The following is a 17,030-nucleotide window of genomic DNA, read 5'->3' as shown; positions in this document are numbered from 1 at the left end:
TCAAGAGATAGCTAATCAACTAAATATTTCACGTACAACTTTATATGATTACCTTAAGTTTAGAAAGGTTGTTGTTGGTAAGAATTATTAAAAAACCGAAAAAATGGAGGGCTCTGCAAACAACCCCCTCTAGGGAGACTTTATTGGCTGCTTTTTTTAAGTTAGCTATACAAGCTGAGAAAAAATGGCATAGATTAAATGGCTATAAGAGAATTAATGAAATGCTAAATAATGTAACTTTTATTGATGGCATTTCTGAGCATGAAGTTGACAAAATAAAACAGGATAAAAATTATGCCGCTTAATTCCCATATACTAGATTTGATAATAACTCCTACGAGCATGTTTCTTCATTAACTTTGTCTCGCTCGAGTTAAGTCTATAAAAATTATCGAGCTCTTGAGACTTAATTTTTCTTCTAGATGAATATCTTGGGTAAGCAGTTCTTTCTATGGTAGACATATTTTCTCCTATAGTGTAAATTAAACTAAAAGTAGTCAGGTTTGTGTAACTTAAAATATGTTACGAGTTATTTAGCATATTTTATGAAGTTTACAGATAAAGCTGAGAGTGTTAAATAAACGGACGTTTGTGAAACAAAAATGTTGATAGGTTACGCAAGAGTTTCAAAGGTAGATGGATCTCAAAATTTAGATTTGCAAATTGATGCTTTAGTCAAAGCTGGAGTTGGCCAAGAAAATATTTATCATGATCATGCTTCTGGTAAAAATATTAAACGTCCATCTTTGGAAGCATGTCTAAAAGCTCTAAGAGAAAATGATATTTTAGTAGTTTGGAAGCTTGATCGCTTAGGAAGAAGCCTTCATGACTTGGTGAATTTAATTCAAAAGCTTTCTGATAAAAAAGTAGGATTAAGAGTCCTTACTGGTAAAGGAGCAGATATTGATACATCAACACCTGCAGGAAGAATGTTTTTTGGGTTCTTTGCTGTGCTTGCAGAGTTTGAAAGAGATCTAATAGTTGAAAGAACAAAAGCTGGTCTTGAATCTGCTCGCTCAAGAGGTAAAAAAGGAGGCAGAAGGTTTTCCTTAACAAAATCACAGATAAGACTTGCTCAAGCTGCAATGGGTAATAAAGAAACTATAGTAAGTGAGTTATGTGAAGAATTAGGAGTAACTAGACCAACTTTATATAGATATGTTAGCCCTAGTGGTGAATTAAGGGAACATGCTAAGCGTATCCTAAATATAAAAGATAGTATTTAGGAGTTGTGCGTGCTTACAAAATTTAATTATCATCAAAAAAATATAGAAGGTACAGATTTATTTTTATTAGATGTAAATGATAATAAGCATTTAGTAGATGAAAGCATCATTCCAGATAATCAATTATCAGATATACAAAAGTATAAGATAGAATTTGATCGTCTTAAAAGATTAGTATCAAGAAGCTTTCTATATACATATCTAGAAAGTAAGTATCAAATAAGCAACTATGAGTTTGCTTATAATAAGTATAAAAAACCATATTTAAAATTCCATCAAAATATAGACTTTAGTATTTCTTACTCAAAGGAATATATATTAATAGCAATAAGTGATAAATATAAAATTGGTGCTGACATTGAATATATTGATAAAAGTATTAATTATGATGAACTTAAAGATGTAATTATGCATCCAGAGGAGATTAGTTATTATATTCAACTTAAAAAAGACCATGATAGAAATAACTTCTTCTTTAAAGTATTTAACATCAAAGAATCAATAATAAAAAGTTTAGGAATGGGATTATACTTTGATGTTAAAAAGATAAATACTTTATTAACTTCTTACAAATTCTTTACAGATTTTTTTTGTAATGTAGATATAGATAGGAATTATAAGTTAGCGATTACAAAATTAGATCTAATAAACTTTAAGGGTAGTTCATGAATAGTAAAATAAACGAGTCCATTTTTAAAAAAATAGCCCTTGCACTTGTCATATATAGAACAAGTCATATATCAGTTTCGATAGAAGTAAATTCACACAAAATATTATTCAAATATGATGATGAAAAAACATTTACAAATTATTTAGATTATTTTTTAAACACAGATAATTTTATTACAGACTACAATGGGCCGGTCATATTAAGTGAATCATTTAATGGTAAAGATATTTGTTTTGAGTTTAAGGAGAGTAAACTTTTTTTATCAAATATAGTTTTATCTATAGATGAAATAAAGGATCTAGAAGATAAGTTTAATTATGTCATATCTAATTACAACTTAGATATACAGTTAAAAGAGATATGTTTATCAGATAATTCTGCAGATACATTTATACAAAAAATAGAAAACTTTTTGAATGAAAAAACTCCTTTTCTACCATTACAGATTTATAATCAACTAAACTCTGAAAGAGAATATGTTGCAGTAGTAGATAAAGATAATAGTTATTCTAACAAGGAGCTATTAGACCTAATAAATAAATCCTATCTTCTAATAGAAAAATATAATTTATCAGAAAAATCTACTATTATTTTACATGGCCAGTTGAATGCTAAGATGATAGCTTCATCAATAGCAATATGGCTACAAGGGTATACCTTAGTTTTATTGGATAGTGAATTAAATGATGAGAGAAAAAGACAAATTCTGGCTTCAATAAATCCTTCACTTATTATTTCTAATATTATTGATAATAGTTTTAACTATAAGAAACTTACATTTGACAAGATTGATACTGTAGATAGTACTAATACTATCACCATAGATGAACCACAAAATTGGCATAAAATACCTGCTTATATAACATTTACATCTGGGTCAACTGGAGAACCTAAAGGTATACTATCCTCTCATCAAGGTTTTTCACATTTTATAAACTGGCAAAAGCAAGAGTTTAATATTGATGAAACACATAGGTGTGGACAATTCACATCTATAACTTTTGATGTTATTTATCGATCTGTTTTTACTCCGTTGTTAGGGGGAGCAACCTTATTATTATCGCCTTTTGATGTTTTTGAGTCTCAAAATACTGTTAACTGGATAAGTGAAAATAAAATAACGATGTTTAATATTGTTCCATCAGTATTAAATTTTTGGTTAGACACTACACAAGTAGAAGAATTAAAGAATTTAAAATATATATTTAGTGCGGGCGAGAAACTAACAAATTCCTTATTAAAAAAATTAAAGATAAAGTGGAGATACCACTCGTATATAATAAATTTCTATGGACCTAGTGAAACAACATTAGCCAAGTTTTATAAGAAAATTTTAAATAATCAAAATTTTACTCAAGAAATAATAGATGTAGGACAACCAATCCCTGATACAAAGGTTTATATTTTAAATGATTCTAAAAAATGTTCTTTGAATGAAGTAGGTGAAGTTGTAATTAAAACTCCATTTATGAGCTTTGGCTATTTAAATTATGATAACAAAAATTTTAGGGTTTTAGATCCAAACAATTCTGAAGATGTTTATTATTTTACGGGTGACTTAGGTAAAATAACTCTAGATGGTAATTTATTAATCATAGATAGAATTGATAATCAGGTAAAAATCAATGGTATCCGAATTGAGCTAGGTGAGATAGAGAGTATTGTTGCACAAAGCAACTACACTAAAGAAAGTGCAGTTGTATTTTATGATGACAAGCTTTTTCTATTTATAGTGCCGCAACTATCTGATCAAAATATAAAAGATAGTTTAGAAAAGTTTTTAGAGAAAAAATTACCTGAGTATATGTTGCCAAAGGAAATATTCATTGAGGGTAGTTTACCTAAGAATAAAAATGGTAAGCTAGATAGAATATTATTATCTGAGCGATTAAAATTAATTCTAAATAGTAAATCTTCATTACAAGAATTAGACATTAATGAATTAACAGAACAAGAGTATAGTTTATTAAAAATTTGTGAAAAAATGCTTGATACTAATATTTATAATATTGAAGATAGCTTTTTAAAAATTGGCTTTAATTCCTTATCATTAACAAAGCTAGTGTTTGATATCCAAAAGCAATTCTTAGTAAAACTTTCTATAAAGGAAATCTATCAACATAATTCTATAAAAAAATTAGTTAAGAGGATATTTGAAAAAACTACTGAATCTAGCAACATAAATTTTATAAAAGCTACGCAAAAGCAGAAATTTCCTGCAACACATGCACAAAAAAGAATATTTTTTTCATCTGAGATAGATTCTTCCGGTAAAGCGTATAATATTATTTCTGCATTTAAAATAAAAGGATGTCTTGACGTAGCAAGGTTTGAAAAAGCATTGAGTACAGTAGTAGAATCTAATAATATATTAAAGAGCCATTTTTACTTAGATAGTGATAGACTTGAGCTAATAATTCCAGAATTTCATGAACTAAACTTTTTAAAATTAAAAATATCAGAGAATCAAATAAATAGCCAAATACAATCCATAAATAAAAAATTTGAATTAGAGCAAGGACCACTATACATATTTTCTTTATTTGAGATAACTCCAGAAGAGTTTATATTCGCTTATAACATACACCATAGTATTTTTGATGGTCAATCTCATCAAATATTTCTAAAACAAATTTGGGATTTTTATTTTGATAATAGATTGCCAAATATAAGTTTTGAATATAAAGATTATGCATATTTTGAAGATAAATTTCTTAAGAAGAACCATGATAACTTAAATTATTGGTTAAATAATCTCAAAGATGCTCCTATACTTGAGTTGCCTACGGAGCAGACTCGCCCAGTAGAAAAAAATTACAAAGGAAATTTATTAAGTGGAAGAATTCCTGATGAAATTCAATCCAAGTTATCAAATCTAGCTATCAATATAGGCATAACAGACTTTTCATTACTGATGTCAGCATTTTCACTGCTAATAAGAAAATATTCAATGCAAGAAGATTTTGTTGTTGGTATACCAAGTATAGGAAGATCAATAGAAGAAACACAAGATATGATGGGAATGTTTGTCGAAACTCTTCCTGTGAGAATACGACCAGAGGGTAATAAACAATTCAGTAGTTTTGCAATAGAGCTTCATAAGACTATATTAGAAAGCTTAGATAACCCATATCCATTTGAAAGTATTATTAATAAGCTAGATTTAAAACAGCAAGGAGGAAGAAATCCTTTAATAGATGTGATGTTTACTTTTTGGGAAGGAGCAACACAATTTCGACTAAGTAAAAGTTCAAGTTTAGAATTACTCTCTATAAAAGATATTCATAATCAGACATCTAAATTTGATATTCTATGTTATTTAGATATTAATTCTGATGGTTGGTTTATTAACTTTGAGTATGACATTAATCTATTTAGTGATAAGCTTATAAAAAGAATGCTAAATAATTTTATAGTCATACTGGATGATATATCTAAATGCTATGCGAATAAAAAAATAAAAGAAATTAATTGTATATCAAGTATAGAGAAAGATCTTATTTTAAGTGAATTATCATACACATCATTTGAGTTAATTAAAAATACTAACTTTATTGATCTTTTTTATATTCAAGTCAATAAATCTCCCAATAATTTAGCAGTTGTAGATAGTCTTCAATCTTTGACATACAGAGAGTTAGATATTTTATCAGATACAATTGCTCATAAGCTTAAACAGCTTACAAATAAAGATAATTTCATTCCTATTTATATGGAAAGAAGTGTCTATATGACGGCCTCTATTTTAGCTATTCTAAAGAATGGCATGGCATATGTGCCTATAGATTTAGATTATCCTATCGATAGAATTAAATACATACTAAAAGACTGTTGTGCTAAAACTATTATTTCTACTGTAGATAGCGCTAAACAATTTGTAACTCAAAATAGTGTTGATTTAAATATAATTTGTATTGATGAGTTAGCTGTACGGTACGAAAAATTTGATAACTTTAAAGTAAATGATGAAGCCCCATTTGTTTTATTTTATACATCAGGTACAACAGGTAATCCTAAGGGAGTTATTCAAAAGCATCAAGCACTAGTGAATTTTGCTAACTACGAAAATACTGTTAATGGGATAAATGAAAACGATAATGTTGCTTTTTACTCAAGTTTTGGCTTTGATGTTTCAATGTGGTCATTATTATTACCAATATTAAAAGGTGCTACAAGTCACATTGTGCCAGAAGAAGTAAGGTTTTCATTATATTATTTAAATGATTATTTTGAGAAAAATAATATCACAGTAGCATTATTACCCACTCAATTATGTGAAAACTTTATGTCCTTAATTGATAACAAATCACTAAGGTTATTATGGACAGCAGGAGAAAAGTTAAAGAAATATACGAATAGATCTTATAGACTAATAAATGGCTATGGACCAACTGAATATACTGGATGTACGACAAGATATGAAGTTAAACAATTGCATGAAAATATACCTATAGGTAGGCCTCTAGGCAATACTTGGGTTTATTTATTATCAAAATATCATGAACTGCAACCTATTGGTGCAAACGGAGAGCTTTGTATATCTGGTATACAACTTGCTCATGGGTATCTAAATTTACCTGATGAAAATAGTCAAAAATTTATTTATAACCCATTTGCAACCAATAAGATTAACCAAAAACTATATAAAACGGGTGATATAGCTAGATGGCAGTCAGATGGTGAATTAATTTATATAGGAAGATCAGATGACCAAGTCAAAATTAGAGGCTATCGTATAGAAATTAATGAAATAGAAGCTTGTTTAATCTCAATGGCTGGAATTAAGCAAGCTGCTGTGCTTGTAAAAACAGATAAGACAGGCGCGAAATATCTTGTAGCATTTTATACCAGTAACATTGATCAAACAGTAAGCGATATTAAGGAAAATTTAGCAAAAAGAATTCCTAAATATATGATTCCAGAGAAAATTATTTTTCTACAAGAAATGCCATTAAATGTTAATGGCAAAATTAATAAGAAAGACTTAAGTAATATCAATATAGAAGTATCAACTAAAGAGTATATTAAACCTCATACATCCACAGAAAAATCATTAGCAAATATATGGCAAAAAATATTATCAATCAAAACTGAAATTAGTTGTAATGATGATTTTTTTGATCTCGGTGGAGATTCAATAAAAGCTATTATGGTAAATGCTCATATAAAAAGAGAGCTTGCTTGCACAATACCAATTAAAGAAATTTTTAAAAATAGTAGATTGTCTGAATTCTCAAAAATAATTGATGAACAAATAAAAAAAGGTAAGGAGTTTCTCGAATTAGCTTCACATGATGAGGATAACCTCTATAATGACTTCCCTTTAACAGATGTACAACAAGCATATCTAGTTGGCAGAGCTGATATTTTTGAATTAGGAGGTGTTTCTACACATGTATATAGAGAAGATAGTTTTGATTATTTAGATATTAATAAACTTACTCAAGCTTTGAATATTTTGATAGCCAGACATCATGCTTTACGATGTGTTTTTTCTTTAGAGAAGGGAACACAATGTTTTTTAAAAGAAGTACCTGACTATAAAATTAAATATCAAGACTTAAGTAACTTAAGCATATCTGATCAGCAAACAAAGCTTTTAGAATGGCGTCATTTTATGGAAAATCAGGTATTTAATGTAAATACCTATCCTTTATTTGAGTATAGAGTAACTCAATTATCACAAAGTTATATTCTACATTTTAGTTTTGATGCTTTAATAATGGATGCTCATAGCATGAGATTTTTTATGCAAGAACTAACAATTCTTTATAATAATCTTGAGAGCAAACTTAAACCAATTGGAATTACATTTAGAGATTATATATATGCTTTTGATAAGCTTAAAAAAGCTAAAAGATATGAAAATGATAAAAAATACTGGCAATATAGAATACCAGAATTACCATTAAGTCCAGAGCTAAAAACAGAGATTCTTCCAAGTAAAGTAAATGACAATACATTTGCTAGAATAACTAAAACTATACCTAAAGAAATCTGGGGTGTTATAAAAGATAAGATTCGTATAAATAAAATATCTCCCACAGTACCTTTTCTAACTCTTTATGGAGATGTTTTAGCCAAATACAGTATAAATAAACATTTTTTAATAAATTTAACTTTGTTCAATAGAGAACCTATTCATGATGATATCGATGATGTTCTTGGGGATTTTACAACTTTAGAATTGTTTGAATATAAAAAACAAAAATCAACTATTTTAGATAAATTTAAAAAGGCTCAAGATATTTTATGGGATGATTTATCCCACGTTTTATATTCAGGACTATCTATACAAGCAGATCTTAATAGGTTTTACTCATTGGGTATGGATAGTTTAATAGCACCAGTTGTTTTGACAAGTTTATTAGGGATGAAACACCATGATGATAAATTTTTATCAAAATGTTATAAAGGTGGAACATACGCAATAACACAAACATCCCAAGTTTGGTTAGATAATAAAATTTATGAAAAAAATGAAGAACTCGTTATAGAGTGGGATTTTGTTTCAGAACTATTTGATCATAATATGATCGATAATATGATAAATATTTATCATGATGCAATCTTTCAACTATTTGATAAAAATTGGTCAAAAAATGAAATTTTACTTAAAACACCACAAAAAGATATAGATATAATAAAAGCTGCGAATGAAACTTTTGATAAAAGTGTTTTACCAAAAGAGAATCAAACGCTACATGGCGCTTTTTTCGGAATCGCAAGAAAATTTCCAAGTAACATTGCGTTAATAGAGGGAGAAAACTACTATACATATCAGCAAATTTCTGTCCAAGCTGTAAACGTAGCGAAAGCACTTATAAATAGTAATATAGAGCCTGAAGATAATGTCATAGTATACTTAAGCAGGAGCTATAAATTAGTTTCTTGTTTATTGGGTATTATGGCCTCTTCTGGAGTATATATTCCTATAAATATAAAATGGCCATTAACACGTCTAGAAGACATTATAGAAATATCTAAAGCTAAATTTATCCTAACTGACAAAAATGGATATGAAAATTTAGAGAAAAATTCTGTCTCATTAGATAACGTTGAGACATTGGTTTTTGAAGATATTATACATACATGTAGTACTTCTGAGGATTTGCCAAGAGTTAATATTCATCAGCTTGCATATATTATTTTTACATCAGGTTCTACTGGTAAACCTAAAGGAGTAAAAATAAGCCATTACGGAGCAATGAATACAATAAAAGATATTAATAAGCGATTTAATATTAATGAGAGTGATAGAACTTTAGCTATATCTAATATAAGTTTTGACTTATCTGTGTATGATATTTTTGGGGCATTAGTATCTGGAGCTGCTGTTGTTATTCTATCTGATGATATTACGGATAATCCTACTGAATTGCTAAATATCATAAAAGAATATCGTGTTACAATATACAACAGTGTTCCAGCTATTATGAATATTCTCACACACACAGCTCAGCTTAAAGATATAAATAGTCAGGTTAGACTAGTTTTATTAAGTGGCGATTTTATTCCATTAACTTTACCTCAAAATATACATAAAGTACTCCCTAAAGCTAAAATAATCAGTCTTGGAGGTGCAACTGAGGGGTCAATATGGTCAATATTATATGAAATCGATAATATTGATGAATTGTGGAGAAGTATACCTTATGGTAAGGCAATGTATAATCAGGGTATGTGGATATTTGATGAAGAGTTACAACACTCTCCTATAGGAATACATGGTGAAATTTGCATTACAGGTGTTGGAGTTGCAAAAGGTTATATTGGAGATGATGAGAAAACTAAAAAACATTTTGTGATTGACGATAATAATAATTATATCTATCGCACTGGTGATTTAGGTGTCATACATCATGATGGAAATATTGAAATTATTGGAAGAATTGATAATCAGGTAAAAATTAATGGCTTTAGAGTTGAGTTGGATGAAATTCAATCGCAAATAAATTCCATAAAGTCAGTTAAAAACTGTGTTGTTCGAATTATAGAACACTCTAAGACAAATAAAGAAATTGTAGCTTATATTGAGCCATATATTTATGATTCATCGGAATTTAAATTAGCTAAAAAAGGTATTAGAGTAAATATAAATAGTAATAAATCATTGAAATTATTGCAAAACAATGATCAATCATATCAGCAACATGCTTTTTTAAGGAAAAGCTATAGAAACTTTTCTAATCAAGATCTTAGTTTTGATATTATTAAACAGTTCATTACTAAAAGCTATAAATACTCTAATGCCAGATGTATTAGTTCAGATACTATTATTGAATTAAGTGAAGTATTAAATATTTTGAAAGCATATAATAATGAAAATACAATGGGATTAAATAAGTATAGGTATCCATCTGCAGGTGGATTATATCCAGTACGAACATACATTTATATATCGAAAGAATATGGTGAATCACTTTCTGGGTACTATTATTACCATCCTGAACATCATTCGTTAATTCTTCTAAAAAAATCTAATGCTGAGAAATCTGGTGGTATTTATTTTATATTTAACTACTATAAGCCCGCTATGGAAAAGTATTATTTTGATAGAAGTCTTGCATATGCAGAACTGGAAACTGGATATATGGCATATCTTTTGAGCGAAAGAATATCTATTGAAAAACTAGATGATGAAGAGGCCTTTGAGAGTTTTGATGATGAAGAGATAAATATTTCTACTTTCAGATATCAAATTGATAAGTTAAGTATAAAAGAAGTTAAAGTACCAAGTAGAATTATTGTTTTACAAAAAGATAGAAAACAGAATTTAATCGACTGCTATATTTATGAAGAGTGTGAGATTAAAAAACTCAAACAAATTAAAATGACTGATTTTGATCAAACAGCTGGAAACGAGTTCATAGTATCTGAGGCATCTATTATCATACTTCCATGTGGAAATAAATATGTCGAAATTGGAGAATGGACCCAATGTATAACAGAGAATTTATTATCTGATAATATTGGTAGCTGCTTATTTGGAGTGTTTGATATTGGTGAAGATTTGGCAAAAGTTTTTGGTCAAAGACATTTTAATACAGCTATTGTTTTAGGCTATGTTACAGATCAGCAAAAAGAGTCGTTACATATTGAGAAAAATAAGAAAGACGATTCTAAAAATGACACAATAATATCTCATATTAACAAGCACTTAGATAATACTCTTCCTCACTACATGAAGCCGAAACATCTTGTTAAGCTTAAAGAAATACCGTTAACAATAAATGGAAAGATAGACTTTAGAGCATTGCCTAAGATAGAACATTTAAAAAGTAATAATGATTATATTGAACCTGAAACAGAGTATGAAAAACAAATATATAGAGTTTGGAAAAAATTATTTAAAGTCAATAAAATAGGTGCTAATGAAGATTTCTTCGCAATAGGAGGTAATTCATTACAAGCTATTATGCTAGCTGTTAAATTAAGTAATTTTTTTCAGAGAAAATTACCTACAAATTTTGTCTATGCAAATAGGACAATAGCCAAACAGGCAAAAGCTAGTTTAGAATTCCTAACTCAGCCAACAATAGATTACTGTGATCTGAATAATAGTGATTCTGATAACATTGTAGTATTATGCCATCCTTTACCAAGTGGTTCAGAAGCTTTTTATGAGCTAGCTCATAAAATTGATAAAACAACAAAGGTTATTGGTGTTAATAACTATTTTATAAATTATTTTGATAAAATTGATGTAGATTCAGAAGAAATAATTTGCTTCTATTATAATATTTTAAGAAAGATTATTAAAGAAAATCCAAAATCAAAAATTTATCTTGGTGGTTGGTCATTGGGTGGAAATATTGTTTTATATTGTTATGAAAAATTAAAACAAGAATTTGATAATCTATCTAGTCATGTCATCATGTTTGACACTATAAATAGTTACGGAGAAAAAAATATATCAAAAAAAAGTGTCATTGAATATACACAAGAGAATCCTATAGCAGAAAAATTTATGGCGGGAGGATTTTCACTTGAGCAATTTACAAAGTTTATGAATAGAACATCAAGTTTTTTAAATGATATACAGATTAATAAATCACCAGCTAATTTACTCTTGTTTAAATGTTGGGAGAAAATTGAGGGACTGTACTCTGATGATAAGTATAATTGTTATTTAAATACTGTAAACAATATAAATTTAATTGAGCTAAATGCTAATCATATTAGTATTTTAATTGATGAAGAATATATTTCATTTGTTGCAGAAAATATTACTGATTTTATAAATAAAAGTAGTTAAACCAAGGATAAGAAATGAATAAGCAAAGGATATATATAATAATAGTTGATGCTTTTTCTGGAGGAAAATATCTAGCAAAGATTTTGAAAAAGAATGGCTTTAATCTTATCCATGTACTAAGTAAAGAGGGGAAAGGAACCTATAAGACACATCCAGACTATTTAGAGTTTGAAGATTATATTGATTTTGCTAATGAAGATTGGAAAAATCTTTTAAATACTCTCAGCAATTATAACATTAAAGCTGTTATTCCAGGAGCTGAAGAAGGTGTTTATGTTGCTGAAAAGCTAGCAAGTATTTTAAATTTACCGGGTAATGATCCTAAAACGACTATTCTTAGAAGAGATAAATCTTTAATGCAGCTTACATTAAAGAAGTATGGCTTAGATACAATTACTGAAATAGTTCTTGAAAAGTATGACTACCTTAATAAACTAGAATCTTTTAATAATTATCCTAGTATTTTAAAACCAGTTGATGATGGTGGATCAATTAATGTTTTTGAATGTCATAATAAAGAACAGGTAATACAAAAAGCAAGAAAACTTTTCAATTCTAACAATAGCATGGCTCAATCTATTACTAGACTAATTTTACAAGAAAAGATAAACAGTAAAGAATTTATAGTTAATACATTTACAACTAATGGAGAGCATTTTATAACAGATATATGGAGTTATAAAAAAACGTATATTGAAAATGGAGGAATTATACCAGAGATGGTTTCCTTAGAAAGCTTAGAGATCTACTATAAAAAATTTATACCATACATCAGCCGTATTCTAGAAGCACTTAATGTCGAAAATGGTGCTTCTCATATAGAAATATTTTACGATGAGAAACACTTTAGGCTAATAGAGTTAGGAGCAAGGGTTATGGGTGGAGACTTTGATAATGATATATGGAATAATATCACTAGCATATCTCAAGCTGAGGCTATATTAAAAACTTTAGAAAAAAGTATTCTTACACAAGACATGTTTTATACAAAAGCTAAATGTAGCTTAGTTTTATTTCCATCATATGTACAAGGTGTTATCAAACAAGTATTAGATTTGGAAGATATTAAAAGTAGATGCCAAAGTTTACATAAATATCAAATATTTGTAAAAAAAGGTGATATTTTAAGTGTTGCTAAAGATGATACTGGTCCATATTTAGCATTTTTTATATTAATCAATGAAGATCAAAAAACTTTTCAGAGAGATTTAAACTATATTGAGAGTTTAAGAGATACTTTAGTGAGTATGGGTAAATGAGAAATAAAGCTTTTATATCTTTGATAATATTATGTTTTCTTGATGCCTTAGGAGTAGGTATATTATTGCCTATATTTCCTGATATATTTTATGAACCATCATATGGGTTACTAGTAGGCTGGTCGAATTATTCACATTCAATACTCTATGGATTAGCCTTAGTAGTTTATCCTTTAGGTACATTATTTGGTATGCCTATTATTGGGGCTATGGCAGATAAAAAAGGACAGAAGAATACTCTACTTTTAGGATTAAAGTTAGAGTTATTTGGTTTTATTATTGCTATTATCTCTTTGTATTCTCAAAATCTGATATTTTTTATTATATCTAGATTTATATGTGGTTTTGCTGTAGGTAATTATGCGGTAATTAATTCAATAATTGTCAAAATAAACGATAATAAAGATAAAAGTTTAATATTTAGATATCCCATATTAGCTTTTATATTAGGGTCAATAATAGGGCCTATTATTGGAGGTTACTGTATATCTATATTTAATATACAGGTATCGATGATATTACCTTTCATCATTCTTATAATACTTAGTATAACTAATCTATTAATGTTAAGAAAATTTTTGAAAGATGATAATATAAGAAAAGCAAAAATAAAGAGATACAACTTATCAACACAAAGAGTCTTTGAAAATTTGTTTTATATCTTTTATAAAAAAGATATATCATCAATAGTTTATATTTTTCTTATATTTTGGTGTATGCAAGGGGTATATACACAATCCATAGCGGTTACGCTAAATCAAAGCCTTCTTTATGATTCAATAAGTGTTAGTTACTTTTTTATGACAATGGCTATAGCTAGTATGTTTTCTATGTTATATGTTCAGATAAAAATTAGTAGAATTTTAAAATCTATATTTTCTAGAATCTTATTTTCATTAGTAATTACTATAATGATGTTTTTCGTATTAACTTTATTTATTAATAAAGGAGTAATTTTATGGATTGCATTTATAGTAATATATGTCTTTTCATCAATATTAAATACGAATTTCTATGCTTTTTTTTCTTTAAAAGTACCTGATAGCGAGCAAGGTAGAGTATTTGGTGGAGTAGGACAAATTCAATACATAGGATATATTTTTGGAGGGATTATAATAAGCATTTGTAATATTTCAGTTTTATTGATAACTGTTATCCCTTTAATTTTATGCTGTCTAGCACTCTTTTTGATTTTGATTAAAATTTATACTACCGGTTTACACACGTATTCCGACTAGCCCACTAATTGAGTTTGATGGAGAAAAAGACCATGTGCACTTGCTAGTCAATTATCCACCTAAAGTGGCTGTATCTAAATTAGTGAATAGTCTAAAAGGTGTATCAAGTAGAAAACTAAGACAATTTCACAGTGATATACACCAATATTATTGGAAAGGTGTATTATGGTCGCCTAGTTATTTTGCAGGTAGTTGTGGTGGTGCACCTATCAGTGTAATTAGACAATATATTGAACAACAAAACACACCACACTAAAATATTGCTATCTCAATGTGCCTTATATCACCCACCTGAAGGAAGGTGTTTTACGGCACGATTTGATAATCAAATTATAGAAAATGATAAAAGGGTCTAACTGCATATTTGGTCGTAATCGGCCACGCGCTATAAATTTTTTTTGATTTTTTTCTCCATCACAAAGTTTATTAAATTAATTCCTCTTCTCTTGACTGTTTGTTCTTCAATAACCTTGAAGCCTTTATTTTCAAAAAACAACTTCGCATTAATGCTTACTTCAGCAAATATTTTTTTATTTTTCTGAGTTAATGCTAAGTCTTCAATTCTACTAATGTGGAACACAATAGAAAACGAATAAAAGAAATGAGCTTATCAATCATGAGTAAGCCAATAGTTTTACCCGATAGAACAGTTGTAAACTGGTTCAGTGCTATTAAACCATTAGAAAAAGAGGCTGGTTTAGAAGTTAGATTTGATAAAGCATTAAAACCATATTTGATACAACTAAAAGAGAGATATACAACAGCAGAATTAGAGCATTTACTTACATTTAAAAGTAAATATTCTGGTCGACTATATCTATTGCTTAAAAGTGAATATGGACTACAGGAGAATCACAAGGTTATAGTCCCAGCAACTTTTGAAGTAGATGACATAATAAATCGTTTTTCTATGCCTGATACATACAAAAGAAGATACTCTCACTTTAAGGAAAGCTTTTTACATAAATCATTAGAAGAAATAAACACTTTAACAGAGTTTTTTGTGACTTATGATGTTATAAAAGCAGGTCGTAAAGTATGGAAAATACAGTTTCTCATAACAAAACCTTCCAAAACTACAAACGAACAAATTGATAAAATTCTGAACACTAAAACAAAAGATGATTTCATACCTTTTGAAGCTTCTGACAGACTTAAAGAGATTGTTTTAAGTGATGAAGTTGATTTAGATACAAACTATGTGAAACATATCTTTGAGCATTATTTATTGCGAGATATAGAAAATGTTTGCGATACTGTTTGGCAGAGTTGGGATAATGCAAAGTTGATGTCTAAAAAAGCCTTGTTTTTAGGAGAGATTAAAAAGCTAAACAAGAAGAAAACTGAAAACCACACATTTGGATTTGATGAGATATGAATAATTTTAAAAAAGAGAATAGATTCTTAGATTTGGTTAAGCAACAAGATGATAAATTTGATGATTTAACTAGCAAAATAGATGATTTATCAAAAAACATAAAATACCTGAGAAAAATCGATTTACTGTGTAAAATGGCTTTCTTTACTTCTATAGCTATATTGCTTTTTATCTGCCTAAGTAGTTGACGGTTACATCCTCTCTACCATGCCCTAACTCTTCACTAATAGTCATTCTAGCTTCATAATCTTGTTGCTTTTGCTCAGGTGTTAGCTGCTTAGAGGTTAGCCCTCCATTTTTAGGACACTCACGTCCTGTTAATTGCCTATATCTATCTTGAGCATACGCATGTCTAAAGCCATGGACATTCTTAATCCCTGCTCTTTGACAACGAGTCGTGAAATGCTCCATAGCTTGCTTATAAGACTTTTCGCTCTCGATTAGAGAGCCTTTACCTGCTACCTCTTTTACTTTTTCTAACAATTCTCTTTGTCTTTCATTCAAAATTGGGATTTCTCTTGGTCTTCCCCCCTTTGTCCAAGAACTTTTAAGCTCGATTTTATGCTCTTTGATTGCATAACTAGGCTGAAACTTCAGACTTTCTTCTCTACGAAGCCCAAATTCGCGTTGCAACTGTATTGCTAGGGCTTGTCTATCAGTTAGGTCAGAAATCGCCTTAAAATCGATTTCTTGAGCCTTATTTACCGAATTATCGCTATACTTCCTGTTCTCAATCTCTAATTTTCGATTATCAGGCAGTTCTTTGCCTATTTTCTCGCCTAGCCACCTTAGACAAGCTAAACGATTTTTTATCGTTGCTATGGCTAATCCCTGGGCTTTCCAGTGGTCTCTAAGGGCATAGCAATGCTTATTAGGGGTTGTTTGCAGAGCCCTCCATTTTTTCGGTTTTTTAATAATTCTTACCAACAACAACCTTTCTAAACTTAAGGTAATCATATAAAGTTGTACGTGAAATATTTAGTTGATTAGCTATCTCTTGA

General features: G+C 28.7%; 9 protein-coding genes and 2 pseudogenes. 9 read left to right on the top strand and 2 right to left on the bottom strand.

Features of this window, described 5'->3' with window-relative positions; translation table 11 throughout:
- Positions 1-128: 128 nt before the first annotated feature.
- The 7 genes and pseudogenes from F8C69_RS03625 to tnpA form a co-directional block, all read left to right on the top strand.
- Positions 129-305, top strand: a pseudogene (locus F8C69_RS03625) (IS256-like element IS4502 family transposase); the annotation flags it as partial.
- A 297-nt stretch (positions 306-602) separates the two neighbouring features.
- Positions 603-1,226: a recombinase family protein gene (locus F8C69_RS03620; protein WP_159184233.1), complete on the top strand. Its 624-nt coding sequence runs from the start codon at positions 603-605 to the stop codon at positions 1,224-1,226.
- Positions 1,227-1,235: 9 nt separating this feature from the next.
- The gene (locus tag F8C69_RS03615) at positions 1,236-1,895 is read left to right on the top strand and encodes a 4'-phosphopantetheinyl transferase family protein (protein ID WP_159184232.1); all 660 of its coding nucleotides are present in this window, start codon (positions 1,236-1,238) and stop codon (positions 1,893-1,895) included.
- On the top strand, positions 1,892-12,154 hold the full coding sequence (locus tag F8C69_RS03610) for a non-ribosomal peptide synthetase (protein ID WP_159184231.1): 10,263 nt from the start codon (positions 1,892-1,894) through the stop codon (positions 12,152-12,154). Before F8C69_RS03615 ends, F8C69_RS03610 begins: the two co-directional genes overlap by 4 nt.
- Positions 12,155-12,168: 14 nt before the next feature.
- Positions 12,169-13,413: an ATP-grasp domain-containing protein gene (locus F8C69_RS03605; protein WP_159184230.1), complete on the top strand. Its 1,245-nt coding sequence runs from the start codon at positions 12,169-12,171 to the stop codon at positions 13,411-13,413.
- Positions 13,410-14,651 carry an MFS transporter gene (locus tag F8C69_RS03600; RefSeq protein WP_159184229.1) on the top strand — a complete coding sequence of 414 codons (1,242 nt, stop codon included), beginning with the start codon at positions 13,410-13,412 and terminating at the stop codon, positions 14,649-14,651. The genes F8C69_RS03605 and F8C69_RS03600 overlap by 4 nt, the downstream gene beginning before the upstream one ends.
- Before the next feature lie 4 nt (positions 14,652-14,655).
- A pseudogene (gene tnpA, locus F8C69_RS03595) lies at positions 14,656-14,907 on the top strand (IS200/IS605 family transposase); the annotation flags it as partial.
- Between the two features lie 129 nt (positions 14,908-15,036).
- On the opposite strand, the gene F8C69_RS10505 reads toward tnpA, so the two are convergent.
- Positions 15,037-15,231: a GNAT family protein gene (locus F8C69_RS10505; protein ID WP_160194800.1), complete on the bottom strand. Its 195-nt coding sequence runs from the start codon at positions 15,229-15,231 to the stop codon at positions 15,037-15,039.
- Between the two features lie 21 nt (positions 15,232-15,252).
- On the opposite strand from F8C69_RS10505, the gene F8C69_RS03590 reads away from it, so the two are divergent.
- The gene (locus tag F8C69_RS03590) at positions 15,253-16,029 is read left to right on the top strand and encodes a replication initiation protein (protein ID WP_159184228.1); all 777 of its coding nucleotides are present in this window, start codon (positions 15,253-15,255) and stop codon (positions 16,027-16,029) included.
- Complete coding sequence (locus tag F8C69_RS03585; RefSeq protein ID WP_159184227.1) at positions 16,026-16,217, top strand: hypothetical protein; 192 nt, start codon at positions 16,026-16,028, stop codon at positions 16,215-16,217. The genes F8C69_RS03590 and F8C69_RS03585 overlap by 4 nt, the downstream gene beginning before the upstream one ends.
- On the opposite strand, the gene F8C69_RS03580 is transcribed toward F8C69_RS03585, so the two are convergent.
- Positions 16,198-16,956: an integrase domain-containing protein gene (locus tag F8C69_RS03580; RefSeq protein ID WP_200147155.1), complete on the bottom strand. Its 759-nt coding sequence runs from the start codon at positions 16,954-16,956 to the stop codon at positions 16,198-16,200. The two genes, F8C69_RS03585 and F8C69_RS03580, sit on opposite strands and share 20 nt — an antisense overlap.
- Between the last annotated feature and the right edge of the window lie 74 nt (positions 16,957-17,030).

Origin of the sequence: Francisella noatunensis subsp. noatunensis (assembly GCF_009823375.1) — a bacterium.
Classification (GTDB): Bacteria; Pseudomonadota; Gammaproteobacteria; order Francisellales; family Francisellaceae; genus Francisella; species Francisella noatunensis.
This window is presented reverse-complemented; position numbering and strand designations above follow the sequence as displayed.

Excerpts from the sequence above, each read along its gene's own strand:
- F8C69_RS03620 (WP_159184233.1), top strand. The coding sequence starts at position 603 with ATGTTGATAGGTTACGCAAGAGTTTCAAAGGTAGATGGATCTCAAAAT.
- F8C69_RS03610 (WP_159184231.1), top strand. The coding sequence starts at position 1,892 with ATGAATAGTAAAATAAACGAGTCCATTTTTAAAAAAATAGCCCTTGCA.
- F8C69_RS03605 (WP_159184230.1), top strand. The coding sequence starts at position 12,169 with ATGAATAAGCAAAGGATATATATAATAATAGTTGATGCTTTTTCTGGA.
- F8C69_RS03600 (WP_159184229.1), top strand. The coding sequence starts at position 13,410 with ATGAGAAATAAAGCTTTTATATCTTTGATAATATTATGTTTTCTTGAT.
- F8C69_RS03590 (WP_159184228.1), top strand. The coding sequence starts at position 15,253 with ATGAGCTTATCAATCATGAGTAAGCCAATAGTTTTACCCGATAGAACA.
- F8C69_RS03585 (WP_159184227.1), top strand. The coding sequence starts at position 16,026 with ATGAATAATTTTAAAAAAGAGAATAGATTCTTAGATTTGGTTAAGCAA.